The sequence below is a fragment of the Buttiauxella agrestis genome (genome assembly GCF_900446255.1).
GTDB lineage: Bacteria > Pseudomonadota > Gammaproteobacteria > Enterobacterales > Enterobacteriaceae > Buttiauxella > Buttiauxella agrestis.
The window spans coordinates 2,431,366-2,449,744 of sequence record NZ_UIGI01000001.1; the positions used below are offsets into that span (position 1 = coordinate 2,431,366).

An 18,379-nucleotide genomic window follows, 5' to 3' on the forward strand; every position below is an offset into this window, starting at 1 on the left:
ATAAGGTTAAGGTGTGCTTATTGAGCTATTCCATATTGAAAGTAATTTAATTCACGGTGTCACAATATTAAACATGCCAGGGAAGTTATCTAGCATATCTATCAGTTGATTAATTTTTACTTTATCCCCAGTAATGGTTGAGGACTCTTTTAGAATGGATTCACGCATGGTTGTTGGGCCCATTACTAATTTCGCGAAACTGAGTGTATCCATTTTTAATGTTGCATCAGCATCACTAAACTGTTTATTGGCCTCGTAAATAATAACGCTGTTGTTCAGTTCAATCGTATATTGTTGGCCACCAGGTTGCTGCCAGTTCAGGCGAATATGCTGGCCGTTAGCTTTATCTGTATTTAGTCGTACCCCCATATAATCGAGTAACAGTTCCGGCGTCATGGCTTTGATCATATCCCGGCTGGTTGTGCTTATTGGCGGCAAATCAGGAATACCGTTACGTAGCTCATAAGCGCCCATCAGATACTCATTGCGCCAGGTTGGATTCTCGCTCTGATATCCCAGTTGTTCGAATGCATCGGCCTGTAATTCACGGGCTTCTTTATTCTGCGGATCGGCAAAAACAACTTGCTTAAGCACCTGTGCTACCCAGCGGTATTCACCCTTAGCAAACGACAACCGGGCTTTAGCCAGCACATTGTCCGCACCGCCCATATAATCTACATACTGTTTAGCGGCTTCAACCGGAGGGAGAGGGTTTAAATCGGCGGGATTACTGCTATACCAGCCAATATATCGCTGATATACCGCTTTCGCATCGTGGCTGACTGAACCGTAATAACCGCGGTTCGCCCATTTCAACGCCAGAGAATCAGGTAATTTTACCGATTCGGCCACTTCGTCCATAGTCAAACCTTTATTAGCCAGATTCAACGAACGGTCATGGATGAATTTGTACATATCCCTTTGGCCTGACAGGAAATCTACAATTCTGGTTTGTCCCCACACCGGCCATTGGTGCTGAGCAATAACTATTTCGGCACGGCTACCATAGTTTTCAATAGATTGATTAAGCGTTTTCCACCAGTTACTGGCATCCCGAACTTCAGCACCACGTAGGGTGTATAGGTTATGCAGCGAGTGAATGGCATCCTCTGCAACATCCAGTGTTTTAAACTGTGGTAACCAAATCAGCATTTCTGCGGGCGCTTCGGTACCTGGTGCTAACTGGAATTCCATTGTCACACCATCAATAACGCGCTGCTCTTTGTCACGGGTAATGGTGTCGGTGGGGGCGATGAGAGTGAATGTTCCTTCAGACGTCGTTTTACCGATCCCTGCATCTACCTGGCCGAGCGGGCTTTTCGGCAACATCGCACCATATTGGTAAAGTGTCCTACGGCTCATTGCATTCCCCGCCAGGACGTTCTCACTGACTGCGGCATCCATAAAACCCGTTGGGGCCAGCACTTTGACCTGACCGCTGGCAACTTGCTGCTCAGTAACCACGCCTTTTACACCGCCATAATGGTCAGCGTGGCTATGGGTGTAGATAACGGCAACAACCGGGCGGTGCGGACGGTTCTGATAATAAAGATCAAGAGCCGCTTTAGCGACTTCAGTTGTGACCAGCGGGTCAAGAATAATTAATCCTGTTTTCCCTTCAATAATGGTCATATTGGAAAGATCATAACCCCGAACTTGATATAACCCATCGGTAACTTTAAATAGACCATTATTCATGTTCAGTTGGGTGTTGCGCCATAAACTTGGATTAACAGTGGCAGGGGCTGTGCCTTTTAAAAACCCATAGTCCGATAAATCCCACGAAATATTCCCCTTTGCATCACGAATGGTTAAAGGGGTTTGCGTGGCAATAAATCCACGGCTGGCATCGTCAAAATCTTGTTTATCATTAAAAGGTAATTGTTTTAAAACAGACTGATTGGCTGAAGCTGTAATATCGGTGGCGTTTTTTGCCATTTCCGCAGCACTTAAATTCTGGCTACATATGCCCATCACGCACAGGAGTGCGAGCTTTTTAATTTTCATCATTTGAGTGTCCGTTTGCTATAATTTAGCTTTGCTGAATCAAAAGTGAACTGTAACTTAATGTCATTTGAAAGAGCCCGCCGGTGGCTTCCGGTGTGGGTGACTGACAAGCTCGAGCATGATAAGGGAATGAGCATCACTATTGCGTTCACTGCCTTTTGAGACGCTGGCGCTGCGATACTTAACTGACGTTCTTTGAACGTGCTGCTGACAATAACAACCTATATAAACCAAATCAACCGGCAGGGTTGATTTTATTGATTGCAAAGGATGTCTGGCGAAGTTGCAGTGTAGTTATTCTTTTTAAAACAAAGAGTTTAATAATTTAGAGATGAAGAAAAATCAACCAGTAGTTGATATTGATCAAAATAAAGACAGCCTGATTTCTGAATGGTTGGCTATCAAAGAGATGATTGGTTTACCGGGCATGCCTGGCAGCGCCCAGGGATGCCATAAAATGATGGTGCGCATGACGCGGGATAATCCGGAAGCAAAAAGAAAAATTCCAGGCACCAAAGCCTACGAATACCACTTTTCGTTACTGCCGCGTGAAACGCTGAAAGTCGTTTTTACCCAGAACCACCCAGGCCACGCGCAGGAGTGTATTGGCAGCAATAAGTTGTTGAATCAGTGGATGGATATCTTCCACTCGATGTCCACTAAAGAGCAGGAGCAGGTTGTGGCATACGTCTTTCGTCATGGATTTAGTAGCATTCTTAACCTGGTAATAAATAACCCGCAAAATGATTGCCGGGACGAACCCTGCGATTAAATAAGTTTGGGTGTTTAATGTAGGGAGTAACCTGCGTGATCAGCTCAGTCGTATGCCGACTTAAGTCAGAGGCAGCGACTGGTCGATTCGGTTCATGTCATGGCAGGGAGAAGCCACTCATCAAACGGGAAATGTTGCTGTAATTCACCAGATGTTAATGATTTTCTAAGTATTTGCCGTTATCCTGGAAAAAATCATTGTGACTAAGCAGGACACCTTAATGCGCAGCAAATACACCTCGTTACAGATAACACTTCACTGGCTGGTTTTTTTATTGATTGTGGGGGCTTATTGCGCGATGGAACTGAAAGGTTTTGCGCCGCGATCGTACCGGCCCATTTTTAACGCCACCCACGTGACCTGCGGGATCAGCGTCTTTATTTTGATGATTACGCGCCTGCTGGTGCGAGTTAAGTATCGCGCTCCGGCCATAGCGCCCAAGCCACATCCCGCGATTACCGGGATGTCGCACCTGGTGCATACGATTATCTATCTGATGTTTATTGTGTTACCGATTCTGGGATTCATGACGGTGTACTTCAAAGGCAGCGACTGGTCGGTGTTGGGGATCCCGATGCCACACGCCGTTGAGCCGGATGAAGATATGGAATTCAACATCAAAAGTTACCACGAACTGCTCGCCAACATCGGCTACTTCGTAATTGGCATTCATGCTTTCGCCGCACTGTTTCACCATTACGTCTGGAAAGACAACACGCTGCTTCGCATGATGCCTGGCAAAAAAGACTGATATCAGGCCACGCCAAACTGGCGCAAAGTGGCCGTGATTGCCGCAGAAATAATAATCACGGCAATCAGCGGGACTTTGCGCCAGGCGAGAAACACGGCAATCGCCACGCCCGTAACGCGGGCTATGCCGGAAAAATGATCGTTCTCGTAAAAAGTAGTGGCGATGGCGACCGAAAAAAGCAGTACCGTCGCCGCATCCGAAAGCAGTGATTTCGCCGTTTCAGAGAACACTAGCCGATTGCCTAATTTCGCCCCCGCCAGGCGCATTAAATAAGTGCCGCAGGAAAGCAGCGCGAGGCCCGCTAAAATTTTCATCGTTTCAGTCATTATTTTTTCCTCGCAAAGACACCCAGCAGCGATAACAAAACAGGCATCCCCACTGGCGTGAAGGGAACGGCAAGTAGCGAAATTGCGGCTCCGGTTAAAGAACGCAGTGCGGTAGTGCGGTTTTTAAAGGCTGGGATCACTAACGCCAATAAAATGGTTGGGAATACCGCATCCAGACCGATGGTTTCCGGCGCGGGTAAGAGTTTACCCACCGCACTGCCCAGCAGCGTTCCAAGCGGCCAAAAGAGCGCCACGCCAATCCCGCATAACCAATATGCCGCCTTACGTGCCTCGGGCGTTTTCTGTGATAAACCAAACACCACGCTTTCATCATTCATGATGTGACAGCCGATAAAGCTCGACAGGCGAGTGCCGACTAAGTCACGCACCGCAATGCCGAACGGGAAATGGCGAGCGTTCACCAGTAAACCGGCTATGGCGGCGGCAATCGGACTCCCCCCGCTGGCAATAATGGCGATAAACATAAATTCTGACGCGCCGGCCAGCACCACAATCGAAGAGAGCACCGGCAACCAGAGCGGGAAGCCGTAGGCGATGGATAGTGAACCATAGGAAACGCCCACCACACCTACGGCGAGGCAGACCAAAAATATCGCTTTTTTAGACTCTCGGGACACAGCTGCAAAATGTGTAGAGAACATGATGTCATCTCATAACGAACGTAATGTACAATATAATGAACAAACATGATGAATTGATCAAGCGAACGATTCGTTCGTTTTAATGAACGAAGGGGCGAAAATGTCACAACCAATCGACATCATTGCAAAGAGTCTGGTACGTGAGCGTGAAAGCGCTAATTTGTCACTCGCCGAAGTGGCAAGGCGGGCAAATATTGCAAAATCGACGCTGTCACAACTGGAAGCGGGCAACGGAAACCCTAGCCTGGAAACCTTATGGGCGCTGTGCGTCGCGCTCAATATTCCTTTCGCAAAACTGCTGGAGCCGCAGGGAAACACCACGCAGGTTATTCGTAAAGGGGAAGGGACGAAAGTGGTGTCAGAGCGTGCCGATTACCAGGCGATTTTGCTGGCGACATGCCCGCCAGGTGCGCGGCGCGATGTGTATCTTTTAATGGCGCAACCCGGCGAAGAGCGGCGTTCGCATCCGCATCCAGCAGGGTCAGTTGAGCATATTATTATCACGCAAGGCAAAGCGCTGGTCGGCACACTGGACAACGCGCATGAGCTTGAGGCGGGGGATTACATTTGTTATCCCGCTGATGAGGAACATCTCTTTAAGGCGCTGGAAGCCGATACCATGGCGGTGATGGTTTCCGAGCAAAATTAAAAAATCGCTCAATCCAGTTCAACAATATTCTGGCCGTCTTGCCCAAAAACGTAACGGCAAAGGATCTTGTAACTGTCGCGGTCAAAATGTGTTGTGGGCGTGATCATTGATTTACCTGACTCCAGAGACTGAGCCGTCCCCAGATATAACCAGTTACTCAGGATATGGTATTCAGTGAGCGCGCCTGATTTCTCTTCTATTGCGATGCGGCCGGGATAAGGCCAACTGCGAATTCGTAACGATTCAAGCGAGTCTCTGAGTCGTTGCTGATGGTTTTCCAGCGTCTCTTGCCCGCAACATGCGCCTGCACATTTCTTCAATGAGAAACGGAAGCACGCTCTACCCGCCGTTAATTTTTCCAGCCCCAGTGCGCCATAGCAAAGCCTTTCCTGATCCGCTAACTCTCTTATCTGATCGATAGCCGCATACCGGGTTTTAAACAGGCCAAACAAATCTGGCGCATGCGTGAAATCAGTTTCATTGCTGAAAACGAATTGCGTGGTTTTCTCGGTAATGCGCAGAGAACACAGTTTACGAGCTACCCGTAATCTCTTATTAAACAATGGGCTTTGGTTTTTTATCAGTTGCGATTCAAGCAGCAGGGCACCAATTTCACCAATGGTTTCATGAAAACCAATGTCAGTGGTCATATGCAGCAATTTCGCTTCCGATTGCGTTCTGAAATGCGCCAGAACACGGCTGCGGATGTTGATACTCTTCCCGATATAAAGTGGGAAGGTTTGATCCGAACCATAAAAAATATAAACGCCGGGACGCGACGGAAGTGTTTCAAGGGTATGCCGGAGATGCTCAGGATATTGATACTGTAGGGTCATGCTTGAGTCAGATAATTCTCTTCACAGCGGGAAATAGCGCATCCACTTGCAATATCGCAGTCTTTGCATGAGTTTTAACCAGGTTATCGTAATGCTCATTTTGTGGACTTGCAACACTGGGCACCCGCATCGTCTATGGTTTTGTTAGCAGATAAGTAGATTGTTAGCGAAACGCGATAAAACAATGTACCATACCCCCCTATAGTATCAGGAGGTCAAAATGCCCCATTCACCTGAAGACAAAAAACGCATTCTGACTCGCGTGCGACGTATTCGTGGCCAGACAGAAGCGCTGGAGCGCGCGCTGGATAGCGGCGAGCCATGCATCGCTATCTTGCAACAAATCGCCGCCGTACGCGGAGCCGCGAATGGCCTGATGGCCGAAATGATGGAAATTCATCTTAAAGATGAACTGGTCGCGGGGGAAACCTCCGAGGATCAGCGCGCGCTGCGCATGGCAGAAGTCGGTCATTTAATTCGCTCTTATCTAAAATAGCGCTTATCTAAAACAACATTCACTCTCACCTGACGACGGAAGAAGAATATGAAATCACGTGCTGCAGTTGCATTTGGCCCAGGCAAACCGCTTGAAATCGTTGAAATTGACGTAGCGCCGCCACAAAAAGGCGAAGTGCTAGTCAAAATTACCCATACCGGCGTGTGCCATACCGATGCGTTTACTTTATCTGGCGACGATCCTGAAGGCGTATTCCCGGCGGTGTTAGGCCACGAGGGCGGCGGGATTGTGGTTGAAGTGGGCGAGGGCGTCACCAGCCTGAAACCCGGCGACCATGTGATTCCGTTATACACCGCAGAATGTCGCGAGTGTAAATTCTGCAAGTCTGGCAAAACTAACCTTTGCCAGGCGGTTCGCGCTACGCAGGGCAAAGGCTTGATGCCAGACGGCACCACGCGTTTCTCCTACAACGGCGAGCCGATTTATCACTACATGGGCACCAGTACCTTCAGCGAATACACTGTGGTTGCTGAAATTTCGCTGGCAAAAGTCAACGAGCAGGCACCGTTAGATAAAGTTTGCCTGCTCGGTTGCGGCGTCACCACCGGTATCGGTGCGGTACACAACACGGCGAAAGTGAAAGAGGGCGATACCGTTGCCGTCTTTGGTCTGGGCGGCATAGGTCTGGCGGTTATTCAGGGCGCGGTGCAGGCAAAAGCCGGACGTATTCTGGCTATCGACACCAATCCTGAGAAATTCAAACTGGCGACTGAAATGGGCGCGACTGACTGCATCAACCCGAAAGACAGCGAAAAACCTATTCAGGACGTGATTGTTGAGCTGACCGACGGCGGCGTAGATTTCAGCTTTGAATGTATTGGCAACGTGAATGTTATGCGTTCTGCACTGGAATGCTGCCACAAAGGCTGGGGCGAAAGCGTCATCATTGGCGTTGCGGGTGCGGGTCAGGAAATCAAAACCCGTCCATTCCAGTTGGTCACTGGCCGTGTGTGGCGCGGTTCAGCGTTCGGTGGCGTCAAAGGGCGCACGCAGTTGCCGGGCATGGTAGAAGATGCGATGGCGGGCAGAATCAATCTCGACCCGTTTATCACGCACCGTATGCCGCTTGAGCAAATCAACGAAGCGTTCGACCTGATGCACGAAGGGAAGTCTATTCGTACCGTGATTCATTTCGGCGACAAATAAACCCTCATCTGGCCCTTGCTGATTTCGCCGCAAAGCGAGTCGGTAAGGGCTTTTACCCCTCCAGTTCCCCGCTATTTTCTCTCATCCAGTGCGCTAAAGAATCCAGCGTCGGGCGCAACGACTTTCCTAACTCTGTAATCTGATATTCCACGCGCGGCGGCACTTCGGCGAACACTTGTCGGGTCAGCAGCTTTCTGGACTCGAATTGCCGTAGCTGGCGCGTCAGCTCTTTTTGCGTGATGGGACGAACCGCGCGTTGCAAATCGCTAAAGCGAACGGGTGCGTCAATCACCATCAGGCGATAAAGAATGGGAATCGCCCATTTGCCGGAAATCAGATTCACAAAACTCACCATCGGGCAGCTTTGGCCCGCTTCTGGCAAGGTCGAAAAATTATTATTCATCAGTTTCCCTTGTGGTGCGTCATTGCATCCCATTGCGTGCCATAGTATCCAAATGGTGCCTACTATCCAAAGGATACTATAGCGTAAATAATGCCGTTACCAGTTAATCGCGAGGTAACGAAAATGGGCAGACTTGAAGGTAAATACGCTTTAATCACCGGTGGCACCAGCGGTATTGGGCTTGAAACTGCACGGCAGTTTATTGCCGAGGGCGCAACCGTTGCCATTACCGGACGTAGCCAGGCGGGACTGTCGGCGGCAAAAGCCGCGTTGGGCAATGTGCATACTTTTCACAGTGACGCAGGGGACATTGCACAACAGCGTTTACTGGCAGAACAGGTTTCACTACTCTGGCCGCGCCTCGATGTGCTGTATATCAACGCGGGTGATGTTACGCATCGAGCATTGCAGGAGTGGGACGAGCAGGCTTATGACTCGCTGATGAACACCAATCTCAAAGGCCCTTTCTTTTTGATTCAGGCGCTCTTGCCGATGCTGGCAAATCCGTCCTCAGTAATTGTTTGCGGTTCGGTGAGTGCACATATTGGCCTGGCGCAAAGTAGCGTTTATGCCGCCAGTAAAGCGGCGATTCTTTCTCTGGCGCGCACGCTTTCCGGCGAATTGCATCCGCTCGGCATTCGGGTCAACGGATTGAGTCCCGGCCCTACGGAAACTCCGGCGTTGGGGAAATTAGGCAACGGTGCTTCTGAGAAGGCGCTACGTGATGAAATTCGTGCGCTGGTGCCGGTTGGGCGTTTGGGGACGGCGCTGGAACTGGCCAAAGCCGCGGTCTTTCTCGCCTCCGATGAGTCGGCATTTATGGTCGGCGGCGAATTGCTCATCGATGGCGGCGTGAAGAACGTATAGCGGCGAAAAGCGAATTACAGTTGATGCGTACCAGGCCGCCGCTCGCTGACGTGGTAATAAAATTCACGGAAATCGGCGGCGGAATCTTCAGCTGCCTGGCGCAATTCATCGCTATCCGCCTGGTGGCGTAACAACATATCGGCACTTTTCACCACCAGATACAGGTGTCCATGCGTTTGCGCTGTGGTCTGGCCGGAAAACAATGCCGCGCCGACCAGCAGCAAAATCATCCCCAGTTTTGACCTCAATTGCTTAACCATTCCAACCCACCTCATTAACGTGACGGGCTAAATGTATAGATAATTGCACCTGGTGACTATTCAACTTTTAGAAATTTAGCAAAAGAATTGTCAGTTATGTAAAAGGCACGATAGTTAAGATTTGGTTTACGGCTGGTTAATAATTGGTGTGCGATGCTCTCGCGTTTTGCCGGGAGCATCGACGGTAAAAAGAGGGGATTAGTGAGCGACAGATTTTGAAAAAAGATTGATAACTAACACGCCAATAATGATCAGCGCCATTCCCGCAATCGCTGGCCAGTCGAGTTTCTGCCCCAAAAATATCCAGCCCACCGCGCCAATTAATACAATTCCTGCCCCGGACCAAATCGCATAAATCACCCCAGTCGGAATAGTGCGCATCGTTACCGACAGGCAATAAAACGCCACGCCATAAAAGACAATCGTGATAACGCTTGGCCATAAACGAGTAAAGCCTTCAGAAAGTTTTAGCGAAGTCGTCGCGATGACTTCAGCGACAATCGCCACAATTAGCCAGATATACGTCATGTCAGTTTCTCCCTCGAGGTCAGGCCGCCAATGTAAAGATCAAAGCGATTTCTGGCAAGAATTGCGGCGCATAGTCATCAATAATTCTTATTGCAATCACGTACGGTAAACGTCCTGTAACAATTGTAAATGTCAGTTGAAAACACTGGCTTTGCGGTTAATGATACAATTTCTGTGATTGTAAATAAGCGAAATATTAGTTTTATATTCTTTCTGTATTTAAATTCTTACATTATGATACCGGTAACATATGAGGCCCTAATGTGTATTCGTCAGACCTCCTGTGGATGACAGCACTGGGTTTCACATGACCTTTGGGGTAAAGAATGGACTGGTTTGTTGATTACTTTTCGACGTATTTATACGGTTTGAAAGTCATCGCTATTACTCTGGCAATTCTGATGTTAATCAGCGGAATTGATGACTTATTTATTGATATCGTCTATTGGGTTCGCCGCGTGTGGCGCGCGATCACGGTATACCGCAGCAACGATCGTCTGGACTATAAAGCCCTTTATGAGCCGCAAGAAAAGGCGTTGGCGATTATGGTTCCCGCCTGGAATGAAACCGGCGTTATCGGTAACATGGCGAGCCTGGCCGCCAGTTCGCTGGACTACGAGAACTACCATATTTTTGTCGGCACTTATCCTAACGACCCGGATACACAACGCGATGTCGACGAAGTTTGCGCGCGTTTTCCAAACGTTCACAAAGTGGTCTGCGCCCGTCCAGGTCCCACCAGCAAAGCCGACTGTCTGAACAACATTCTTGATGCGATTTTGCAGTTCGAGCGCAGTGCGCGGTTTAACTTCTCTGGCTTTATTCTCCACGACGCGGAAGACGTTATCTCTCCGCTGGAATTGCGTCTGTTCAACTATCTGGTCGATCGCAAAGACTTAATTCAGATCCCCGTTTATCCCTTTGAACGCGAATGGACCCACTTCACCAGTCTCAGTTACCTGGACGAATTTTCGGAATTACATGGCAAAGATGTCCCGGTGCGTGAAGCGTTAGCGGGGCAGGTTCCGAGCGCGGGCGTAGGCACCTGTTTTAGTCGTCGCGCCGTGCTCTCATTATTGGCCGATGGGGATGGTATTGCGTTTGACGTGCAAAGTTTGACCGAAGACTACGACATCGGATTCCGCTTGCGTCAAAAAGGCATGGAAGAGATTTTTTGCCGCTTCCCGGTGGTAGACGAAAACGACCGCTCCTCCAAACCCTTTTTACAGCGCGCCCGCACCGCCAACGTTATCTGCGTGCGTGAATATTTCCCGGACACCTTTGCCACCGCCGTGCGACAAAAATCGCGCTGGATTATCGGCATTGTTTTCCAGGGCTTCAAAACTCACCGCTGGAGCACCAGCCCTGTCCTTAACTATTTCCTCTGGCGCGACCGCAAAGGGGCGATTGCTAACTTCCTGAGCTTTGCCGCGATGCTGGTGATGTTACAGCTCGTCGCCATCATGATTTATCAGCGCAGCGTCGAAGGTGCCTGGCAGTTCCTGTCTATTTTTGTCGGCGGAGCGTGGCTGACGACATTGCTGTGGATTAATTTCTTCCTGATGGCTAACCGCATCATTCAGCGCATGATTTTCGTCACGGCTTATTACGGCCTGGCGCAGGGCATGCTGGTGTTGCCACGCTTGTTCTGGGGCAATCTGATTAACTTCATGGCGAACTGGCGGGCGATAAAACAGGTCATTCAACATGGCGATCCGCGCCGTGTGGCGTGGGATAAAACCACGCATGATTTCCCGACCGTCGGCGAACAGCGTTCGGCCCAACCGCTGGGTTACATTCTTGTCGACTCCGGTGTGATTACCCAGGCACAACTCGAAGAGGCATTACAAACACGCGTTCCTGGACTGAAACTGGGCGGCAGCATGGTGCATCAGGGGCTGATTACCGCGCAGCAACTGGCGGTGGCGCTGGCCAAACAGGCTGACGTTCCGATGGAGTCGATTGACCCGCTGAGTCTGGATCAATCGCTGGTGCAAAGTGTTGCGGCGAAGGTCGCGCACCATCATGCGGTGCTCCCGATACGCATGGAAGGCGAAACAATGGTTTTGGCTTCTGAAAACACCATCGATCCCGTTTCGCTTGGCGCGCTGGCACGCAAAATTGGTCGCCCGGTGAGTTATGTGATTGTGCCGCGCGGGCAGGTGGTAATTGGCCTGCGCTACTGGTTCGGTGACGATAAAACCCTCAAAGAAAAACGACTGCTGGACGGTGCCGTGCGCGAACAGCTTCTTACTCAAGAGCAGGCTGACGAGCTTTGGGACAAATATGTCTCCGGGCAACTGATGTTCGCCGAAGTGCTGACCAACGAATCGCATCTGAATGAAGCGGTGCTTCGCGCGGTGCTGCTGCGCTATGAACGTAGCGAGGTCATGTTTGGCGAATATCTGGTGCAAGAAGGGGTGGTCAGCCAGCACATTGTTGACCAGTCACTTGAGCAACAGCAGCAACTGCAACCGAGCATGAGCGCACTGCTGCAAAGTGTCGGTATTAGCGAATTGCAACAGGCTCGTCTGGCGGGGGAAGCGTTATGAATATCCGCTTAAACCCGCTGACGGCGCTGATTTGTGGTGTGTTACTCGCTTCTCCAGCCATGGCCGCACAAGAAGGATCTCGCCAGGATCTTGGCCTTAGCGATTACCGCTACTTCAAGGTGTATCCGCACATCGAGCGGGCGCAGAAGGCCCTGAAGCAAAATGACGAAACCCGGGCGCTGCGCAGTTTTGAACATGCACACCAGATGGCACCGGAAAGTTTACGTCTGACATTGTGGCTCGCCGAAGCGTATCGCCATTTTGGTCACAATGATAAAGCGCAAGCGTTGCTGGAAAGTGAACTGAAAAAACACCCGCAAAATGCTGACTTACAGCGTGCGCTGGAGGCGATCCCCGTTCCGGCTCCAGACATTCACACCACAGAACAGTTGGTGGCGTTACAAAAGCAATGCGATGCCACGCCAACGGTGCGTTGCCGCAGTGAGGTAGGCAATCATGCTATCAAGCTCAACCAGTTAGACATTGCGCGTGCGCAGCTAACGGATGCGAAATTCCGTCACACCAAAGAAGGTTTAGCTCTGGCGGACAACTACACGCAGCGGGCGATATTCCTGCAACAGTGGAGCGCTGCGGATCAGGGTTTTGCGCTGCTTGATGGCGAGGCCACGCTCACTGACGCGCAGTATCAGCAATGGTTCGCCATCTTGCTGCATATGCAACGTGACCAGCGGATTCTGGACTTGCAAAGTCAGGGCGTGATGAACACGGCAGGTATGCAGCTTGCGTATGCGCAGTCTCTGGCTGAACGCCAGGCGCTGGGTCCACTGCGCCGCTATCTGGCTAACCGTAAACCGGAGTTTTCGACACCCGCCGAAGAGCACAACTGGATGCGATTGCTGGCAACTTATAGCCAGCAACCCGGCAACGCCGTCGCTAACTGGCCGGTGAAGCACGCGGAAAACAAAAAGTACGTGTTATCCACCCTGGTGCCTATTCGCATTCAACAAGGCGACTGGCAAGGTACGAACCAACTGCTCAACACCTTTCCTGAAAGCCAGGTGCTCGATCAGCGCCTGGCGTTAAGTCTGGCGCAAAAAGATACGCCATCCAGCCTGCGGTTGCTCAATCAAATCAACCAGACGCGCGGATTAACAGCCCAGGAACTGGGCACCTTAAGCTATCAGCTTGCGGCGCACCCGGAATGGATGAACGCCGAAAACAAAGCCCGGCTGGCAAAACCCTTGCCGACACCCGCGCAACGTATGGCGCAGGCGCGCCTGTTCCAGGGCAAAGAAGATTGCACCGTCGTGCGTAATTTACTGGGCGATTTGTCGCCGCAGTATGACGCCGAAAGCTGGTCGCATCTGGCACAGTGTTATCCGTGGCAACCAGGCCTTGCGTTATACGCCGCCCAGCAAGCCGCAGCACGAGACTCATCGCCATACTATCAGCGCCAGGTGGGATATCTGGCCTACAGCGCGGAAGATTACCCGCTGGCACAAGCGCACGGGGTCGTCGCTCCACAGGCTAGTGCGGCAGAGCCAGACGATGCCGCACGCGGTTTTGCGCTGGCCGCACAGGGCAAACACCGTGAGGCCCGTGACGCGCTGGAAAAAGCGCGCAAGGCACAGCCAGATTCACCTGAAATTCTGCGTCAACTGGTGTTTCTCAATGAACACCTCGACGATAAACCAAACACGAAGCAGTACAGCGAGCGTGTGGTGGACGACATCGATAACACCCTCACGCCGCAGCAATCCCTGAGCGACAAACAACAAGAAGACCGTTTTGCCTTCCGCCGTATTCACGAGGACAGCCAGCGCCGCTGGACGTTTAGCTACGACGGCTCATTTGGTTTAACGCCCGACTCGCTCAACAGCGGCGGCAGTAATAACGGTGTTCAGCAAAATAAAAGCTATCGCAGCTACCAGCAATTCGAGGCGGAATACCGTATCGGCAAAAACAAAATACTCGACGGCGATCAGCTCTCTGTTTACAGCCGGGTGTTTGCAGGCAGCAAGGACAATAACTTCGTGCCGGTGGATGAGCCAATGCTTGGAATTGGTGTGCGCTGGAAACCGCTGCGCGACCAAGTCATTTATCTGGCCGCCGAGCAGCAAATCCCGCGCGACCACCACCATGGCGAAGCGGATCTAATGTTACGGGCCAGCGCTTCATTCTTTAACGGCGGGAAATTCAGCGATGACTGGCATCCCACCGGCAATGGCTGGATGGCGCAAAATCTGTATCTGGATGCGGCGCATTTCGTTAAAGCAGATTATCAGATCTACACCGCGGATTACCGCATGAGCTGGCACCAGAAAATCAACCACAAACAAACGCTCGAGCCTTACTGGCACGCGCAGTACAACGCCAGCACCGACACGCCTTATCGTGATAACACGCTCGGCGGCGTCGGGGTGAGGCTGAATACCTGGTTTGGGGAATCGCATTACAGTGCCTTCCCGCACAAAGTTAGCGTGGGCCTGGAATATCAACGTGCGTTCTCAGGTCACCATCGCGACACCGATTCCAAAAACAGTCTTTTCCTGACGTTAGGAGCACGCTGGTAATGAAGAAAATCCTGTTAACGACGCTGTTGCTCGTCACACCGCTGGCAAATGCAATGAATGCGGTGATGTATCAACCCCAGTTGCGCGATACCACGGTTTCTGACGCCCAATGGCAAAGCGTGTTAAACAAACTCAAAGGGCAGGGAATCGACACGTTAGTGTTGCAGTGGACGCGCTATGACGATGCGTTCCGCGAAGGAGAATCTCGCGCCTGGCTTGAGCATAAAGCGCAACTCACGACCGCAAACGGTCTGAAACTGGTCATCGGCCTCGCGGCGGACGGGCAGTTTTTCGAACGCCAAAAGCAGCCGCTTCCGGCACTGGAAAACTATCTCAACCTTTTACGTGCCGATGACGTATCGGTAGCGAAACGTTGGGTAGAAGTGCTGGGCAAAAATGCGATTGCAGGCTGGTACATCAGTAGCGAACTCGATGACCGGCGTTGGCGTGAACCCCAAATGCAGCAAGCGGCACAAGACTGGCTGAACAAAACACGGCTTTCTTTGGCGGCGGTTGCCGATAAACCGGTGGCGGTAAGCAGCTTTTTTGCCGGAAATATGACGCCTGATTCCTACAGCAAATGGGTGACGACACTCAGTCAGAGCGGCGTAAAAGTGTGGGTGCAGGATGGGGCAGGAACGCAGATGCTGAATGAAGCCGAACGCTCGCTTTACCTGAAAGCGTCGTCAGCCGGGAAGGTGATTGAACTCTTCCGCCAGGACAAACAGGCGAAAACGTTCAAAGCGACACCCGCCCCTGCACAATACCAGGAAAAGTGGCTGGCGACGCCTGTCCCGCCGGGGCAGGACAGAATCTACTTCTCATTACGTTATATGAATGCGGCCAGCGGTGTGCTGGCGTTGTAACCAGATATCAGGATTTAAATCCGGCAGCGGTCATCAGCAGCCGGAACCCCATTCCCACGGCGGCCAGGGCTAAAACACTGCCGCCCCATAACACCACCAACCACACCAGACGAGTTGCTGTTTGTTTCATCAGTGATACCCCTCACCATGCTGTACTTTTCCGCGGAAAACGTAATAACTCCAGAAGGTATAAACCAATATGATCGGAATGATAAACAGCGCGCCGACCAGCATAAAACCCTGACTTTGTGGCGGAGCCGCCGCTTGCCAAAGCGTAATAGACGGCGGGATAAGATATGGCCAGATGCTGATGCCCAATCCGCTAAATCCTAAGAAAATCAGCGCCAAAGTCAGCAAAAATGGTGTGCTGTGCCAACTTTGCTCAGACCCCACGGCTTTCCATAGCCAGATGCTACACAGCACAACCAACAGCGGAACTGGCAGCAGAAAATAAAGGTTCGGCAAACTAAACCAACGCTCAGCAATTTGCGGATGCGCAAGCGGTGTCCACAGGCTAATGACGGCAATAATCAGCAGCATAACCATCAGCAGCGGTTTGACGATTTTACGCATAACTTTCAGCAGCGGATCCTCGCTCTTCATCACCAGCCAGCTTGCGCCCAATAACGCATAAGCCACGATGAGCCCGACCCCGCAGAACAGATTAAACGGCGTTACCCAGTCGAGCTGCGAACCGCTAAACGCGCGTCCGCTCACCGGGAAGCCGGAAATCACCGCTCCGACGACCACGCCCTGGCAAAACGTCGCCACAATCGAGCCGCCAATAAACGCTTTATCCCAGAAGGGACGGTGCGCGGGTGTTGCTTTAAAGCGGAACTCAAATGCCACCCCACGGAAAATAAGCCCGAGCAGCATGACCGTCAGCGGGATCGTCAGCGCATCAATAATCACGGCGTAGGCGAGGGGAAACGCGCCGAACAGCGCCGCTCCACCCAACACCAGCCAGGTTTCGTTCCCGTCCCACACCGGTGCGACACTGTTGACCATCACGTCTCTGTCTTGCGCGTCACGCACGAACGGAAACAGAATGCCGATGCCAAGATCAAAGCCATCCATCACGATATACATCAACGTGGCGAATACGATAATCACAAACCAGATAACGGATAAATCGACGCCCATTAGTGTGTCTCCTCAAACGGCTGCGGCCCTTTCTTAATCTGCTTGATCATGTAGCTGTAACCCACGCCAAATACCGACATGTACACCACAAAGAAGGTCAGTAGGCTGATACTCATCTGCAAATTACCGTGTGCGGAAACCGCGTCTTTGGTGCGCAGCAACCCATAAACCACCCACGGCTGGCGACCCACTTCGGTTGTCACCCAACCGGCGAGAATAGCGATAAGCCCGGATGGCCCCATCCACAGCATAAAGCGCAGGAACGTGCGGCTTTCATATAAACGATGGCGGTAGCGCAGCCACAAACTGAACACGCCAGCCAGAATCATCAACATGCCCAGCCCCGCCATAATGCGGAATGACCAGAACACCATGGTGGAATTTGGGCGATCTTCTTTCGGGAACTCTTTTAGCGCCGGGACTTGTTTATCCAGGCTGTGAGTCAGAATCAGGCTGCCGAGTGCCGGGATTTCCAGCCCGTAACGCGTGCGCTCTTGTTCCATATCCGGCCAGCCAAACAGCAATAGCGGCGTCGGTTCGCCCGGTACGTTTTCCCAATGACCTTCAATCGCGGCTATTTTTGCGGGCTGATGTTTTAAGGTATTCAGGCCATGCATATCCCCAATCATCGCCTGTAGCGGGGCGACGATTAATGCCATCCACAGCGCCATTGAAAACATGGTTTTGATGGCTGGCGTTTTGTTGCCTTTCAACAAATGCCAGGCCGCCGACGCCCCGACAAAAAATGCGCTACTGAGAAACGCCGCCACCGACATATGCAACAGCCGGTAAGGGAAGGACGGATTAAATACCACGGCAAACCAGTCAACCGGCACCACTTGCCCATTGTGAATTTCAAACCCTTGCGGCGTTTGCATCCAACTGTTCGACGCCAGGATCCAGAACGTGGAAATAAGCGTACCTGACGCCACCATACAGGTGGCAAAGAAGTGCAGGCCAGGGCCGACGCGCTTCCAGCCAAACAGCATCACGCCAAGAAAACCCGCTTCAAGGAAGAACGCCGTCAGCACTTCATAGGTCAGTAGCGGCCCGGTGATACTCCCCGCAAACTGTGAAAACCCGCTCCAGTTGGTGCCAAACTGATAAGCCATTACCAGCCCGGACACCACGCCCATACCAAAGTTGACCGCGAAAATCTTCGACCAGAAATCGTAAAGCGAACGGTAAACCGGATTTTTAGATTTGAGCCACAAGCCTTCAAGCACCGCCAGATAACTGGCAAGACCGATGGTGATGGCGGGGAAAATAATGTGGAAGGAAACAGTAAACGCGAACTGAATTCTTGCCAGATGAAAAGCGTCTAAACCAAACATGCGCAACCTCATAGCACAATAACTTCAAGGCTATGTTAGGGCTTTGGGAAGGGAATAATCAGAAACAGAAAGGTGATATTTATCTATAACAGTTGGCGACTGTTATGGGTTTTCGCGTGCATTGCTATTACGCGCACTTATCCGAAAGTATCAATCCGGACATCGTTTACATTAGCCAGCAGCACACAGGTCAATATAATACCGGGTTGGATTTTTACCCAATGTC

Annotated in this window: 19 protein-coding genes; 9 read left to right on the forward strand and 10 right to left on the reverse strand. The window is 51.3% G+C overall.

What is annotated here, in order from left to right:
* Window positions 1–51: 51 nt before the first annotated feature.
* On the reverse strand, window positions 52–2,007 hold the full coding sequence (locus tag DY231_RS11765) for an alkyl/aryl-sulfatase (RefSeq protein WP_115631830.1): 1,956 nt from the start codon (window positions 2,005–2,007) through the stop codon (window positions 52–54).
* 331 nt (window positions 2,008–2,338) lie between these two features.
* Between DY231_RS11765 and DY231_RS11770 the strand changes: the two genes are divergently transcribed.
* Together DY231_RS11770 and cybB are read left to right on the forward strand one after the other, a co-directional pair.
* Window positions 2,339–2,779, forward strand: coding sequence for a MerR family transcriptional regulator (locus DY231_RS11770; RefSeq protein WP_115628522.1), 441 nt, complete (start codon window positions 2,339–2,341; stop codon window positions 2,777–2,779).
* Between the two features lie 220 nt (window positions 2,780–2,999).
* Window positions 3,000–3,530 (forward strand): cytochrome b561, encoded by a 531-nt coding sequence (gene cybB / locus DY231_RS11775; protein WP_115628523.1) that lies wholly within the window; start codon window positions 3,000–3,002, stop codon window positions 3,528–3,530.
* A 2-nt stretch (window positions 3,531–3,532) separates the two neighbouring features.
* Here cybB and DY231_RS11780 read toward each other — a convergent pair whose 3' ends face one another.
* Together DY231_RS11780 and DY231_RS11785 are read right to left on the reverse strand one after the other, a co-directional pair.
* Window positions 3,533–3,856 carry an AzlD domain-containing protein gene (locus DY231_RS11780; RefSeq protein ID WP_115628524.1) on the reverse strand — a complete coding sequence of 108 codons (324 nt, stop codon included), beginning with the start codon at window positions 3,854–3,856 and terminating at the stop codon, window positions 3,533–3,535.
* The gene (locus tag DY231_RS11785) at window positions 3,856–4,518 is read right to left on the reverse strand and encodes an AzlC family ABC transporter permease (RefSeq protein WP_115628525.1); all 663 of its coding nucleotides are present in this window, start codon (window positions 4,516–4,518) and stop codon (window positions 3,856–3,858) included. The genes DY231_RS11780 and DY231_RS11785 overlap by 1 nt, the downstream gene beginning before the upstream one ends.
* A 100-nt stretch (window positions 4,519–4,618) precedes the next feature.
* Here DY231_RS11785 and DY231_RS11790 point away from each other — a divergent pair, with 100 nt between their 5' ends.
* Window positions 4,619–5,167, forward strand: a complete 549-nt coding sequence (locus DY231_RS11790; protein ID WP_174977366.1) for a helix-turn-helix domain-containing protein — start codon at window positions 4,619–4,621, stop codon at window positions 5,165–5,167.
* A gap of 8 nt (window positions 5,168–5,175) precedes the next feature.
* On the opposite strand, the gene cho is transcribed toward DY231_RS11790, so the two are convergent.
* Window positions 5,176–6,003: an excinuclease Cho gene (gene cho, locus DY231_RS11795; RefSeq protein ID WP_115628527.1), complete on the reverse strand. Its 828-nt coding sequence runs from the start codon at window positions 6,001–6,003 to the stop codon at window positions 5,176–5,178.
* A gap of 220 nt (window positions 6,004–6,223) precedes the next feature.
* On the opposite strand from cho, the gene DY231_RS11800 reads away from it, so the two are divergent.
* Both DY231_RS11800 and DY231_RS11805 read left to right on the forward strand, forming a co-directional pair.
* On the forward strand, window positions 6,224–6,499 hold the full coding sequence (locus DY231_RS11800; protein WP_034495523.1) for a metal/formaldehyde-sensitive transcriptional repressor: 276 nt from the start codon (window positions 6,224–6,226) through the stop codon (window positions 6,497–6,499).
* Between the two features lie 48 nt (window positions 6,500–6,547).
* The gene (locus DY231_RS11805; protein ID WP_115628528.1) at window positions 6,548–7,666 is read left to right on the forward strand and encodes an S-(hydroxymethyl)glutathione dehydrogenase/class III alcohol dehydrogenase; all 1,119 of its coding nucleotides are present in this window, start codon (window positions 6,548–6,550) and stop codon (window positions 7,664–7,666) included.
* Between the two features lie 52 nt (window positions 7,667–7,718).
* Here the strand turns inward: DY231_RS11805 and DY231_RS11810 are convergent, their stop codons facing one another.
* Window positions 7,719–8,069 (reverse strand): winged helix-turn-helix transcriptional regulator, encoded by a 351-nt coding sequence (locus DY231_RS11810; protein WP_115628529.1) that lies wholly within the window; start codon window positions 8,067–8,069, stop codon window positions 7,719–7,721.
* A 123-nt stretch (window positions 8,070–8,192) separates the two neighbouring features.
* Here DY231_RS11810 and DY231_RS11815 point away from each other — a divergent pair, with 123 nt between their 5' ends.
* A complete protein-coding gene (locus DY231_RS11815) occupies window positions 8,193–8,936 on the forward strand; it encodes an SDR family oxidoreductase (RefSeq protein WP_115631831.1) in 744 nt (247 codons plus the stop codon).
* Between the two features lie 14 nt (window positions 8,937–8,950).
* Here the strand turns inward: DY231_RS11815 and DY231_RS11820 are convergent, their stop codons facing one another.
* Together DY231_RS11820 and DY231_RS11825 are read right to left on the reverse strand one after the other, a co-directional pair.
* A complete protein-coding gene (locus tag DY231_RS11820; RefSeq protein WP_115628530.1) occupies window positions 8,951–9,196 on the reverse strand; it encodes a DUF2554 family protein in 246 nt (81 codons plus the stop codon).
* Between the two features lie 198 nt (window positions 9,197–9,394).
* Window positions 9,395–9,724: an SMR family transporter gene (locus DY231_RS11825; protein ID WP_115628531.1), complete on the reverse strand. Its 330-nt coding sequence runs from the start codon at window positions 9,722–9,724 to the stop codon at window positions 9,395–9,397.
* Between the two features lie 326 nt (window positions 9,725–10,050).
* On the opposite strand from DY231_RS11825, the gene nfrB reads away from it, so the two are divergent.
* The 3 genes from nfrB to DY231_RS11840 are packed head-to-tail and all read left to right on the forward strand — an operon-like array spanning window position 10,051 to window position 15,676.
* On the forward strand, window positions 10,051–12,276 hold the full coding sequence (gene nfrB, locus DY231_RS11830) for a cyclic di-3',5'-guanylate-activated glycosyltransferase NfrB (protein ID WP_115628532.1): 2,226 nt from the start codon (window positions 10,051–10,053) through the stop codon (window positions 12,274–12,276).
* Window positions 12,273–14,810 carry an NfrA family protein gene (locus tag DY231_RS11835; protein WP_115628533.1) on the forward strand — a complete coding sequence of 846 codons (2,538 nt, stop codon included), beginning with the start codon at window positions 12,273–12,275 and terminating at the stop codon, window positions 14,808–14,810. Before nfrB ends, DY231_RS11835 begins: the two co-directional genes overlap by 4 nt.
* A complete protein-coding gene (locus DY231_RS11840) occupies window positions 14,810–15,676 on the forward strand; it encodes a DUF4434 domain-containing protein (RefSeq protein ID WP_115628534.1) in 867 nt (288 codons plus the stop codon). The genes DY231_RS11835 and DY231_RS11840 overlap by 1 nt, the downstream gene beginning before the upstream one ends.
* Window positions 15,677–15,683: 7 nt before the next feature.
* Here DY231_RS11840 and DY231_RS11845 read toward each other — a convergent pair whose 3' ends face one another.
* The 3 genes from DY231_RS11845 to DY231_RS11855 are packed head-to-tail and all read right to left on the reverse strand — an operon-like array spanning window position 15,684 to window position 18,153.
* Complete coding sequence (locus DY231_RS11845) at window positions 15,684–15,806, reverse strand: DUF2474 domain-containing protein (RefSeq protein ID WP_115628535.1); 123 nt, start codon at window positions 15,804–15,806, stop codon at window positions 15,684–15,686.
* Window positions 15,806–16,819 (reverse strand): cytochrome d ubiquinol oxidase subunit II, encoded by a 1,014-nt coding sequence (gene cydB / locus DY231_RS11850; protein WP_115628536.1) that lies wholly within the window; start codon window positions 16,817–16,819, stop codon window positions 15,806–15,808. Before cydB ends, DY231_RS11845 begins: the two co-directional genes overlap by 1 nt.
* Complete coding sequence (locus tag DY231_RS11855; protein WP_115628537.1) at window positions 16,819–18,153, reverse strand: cytochrome ubiquinol oxidase subunit I; 1,335 nt, start codon at window positions 18,151–18,153, stop codon at window positions 16,819–16,821. The genes cydB and DY231_RS11855 overlap by 1 nt, the downstream gene beginning before the upstream one ends.
* Between the last annotated feature and the right edge of the window lie 226 nt (window positions 18,154–18,379).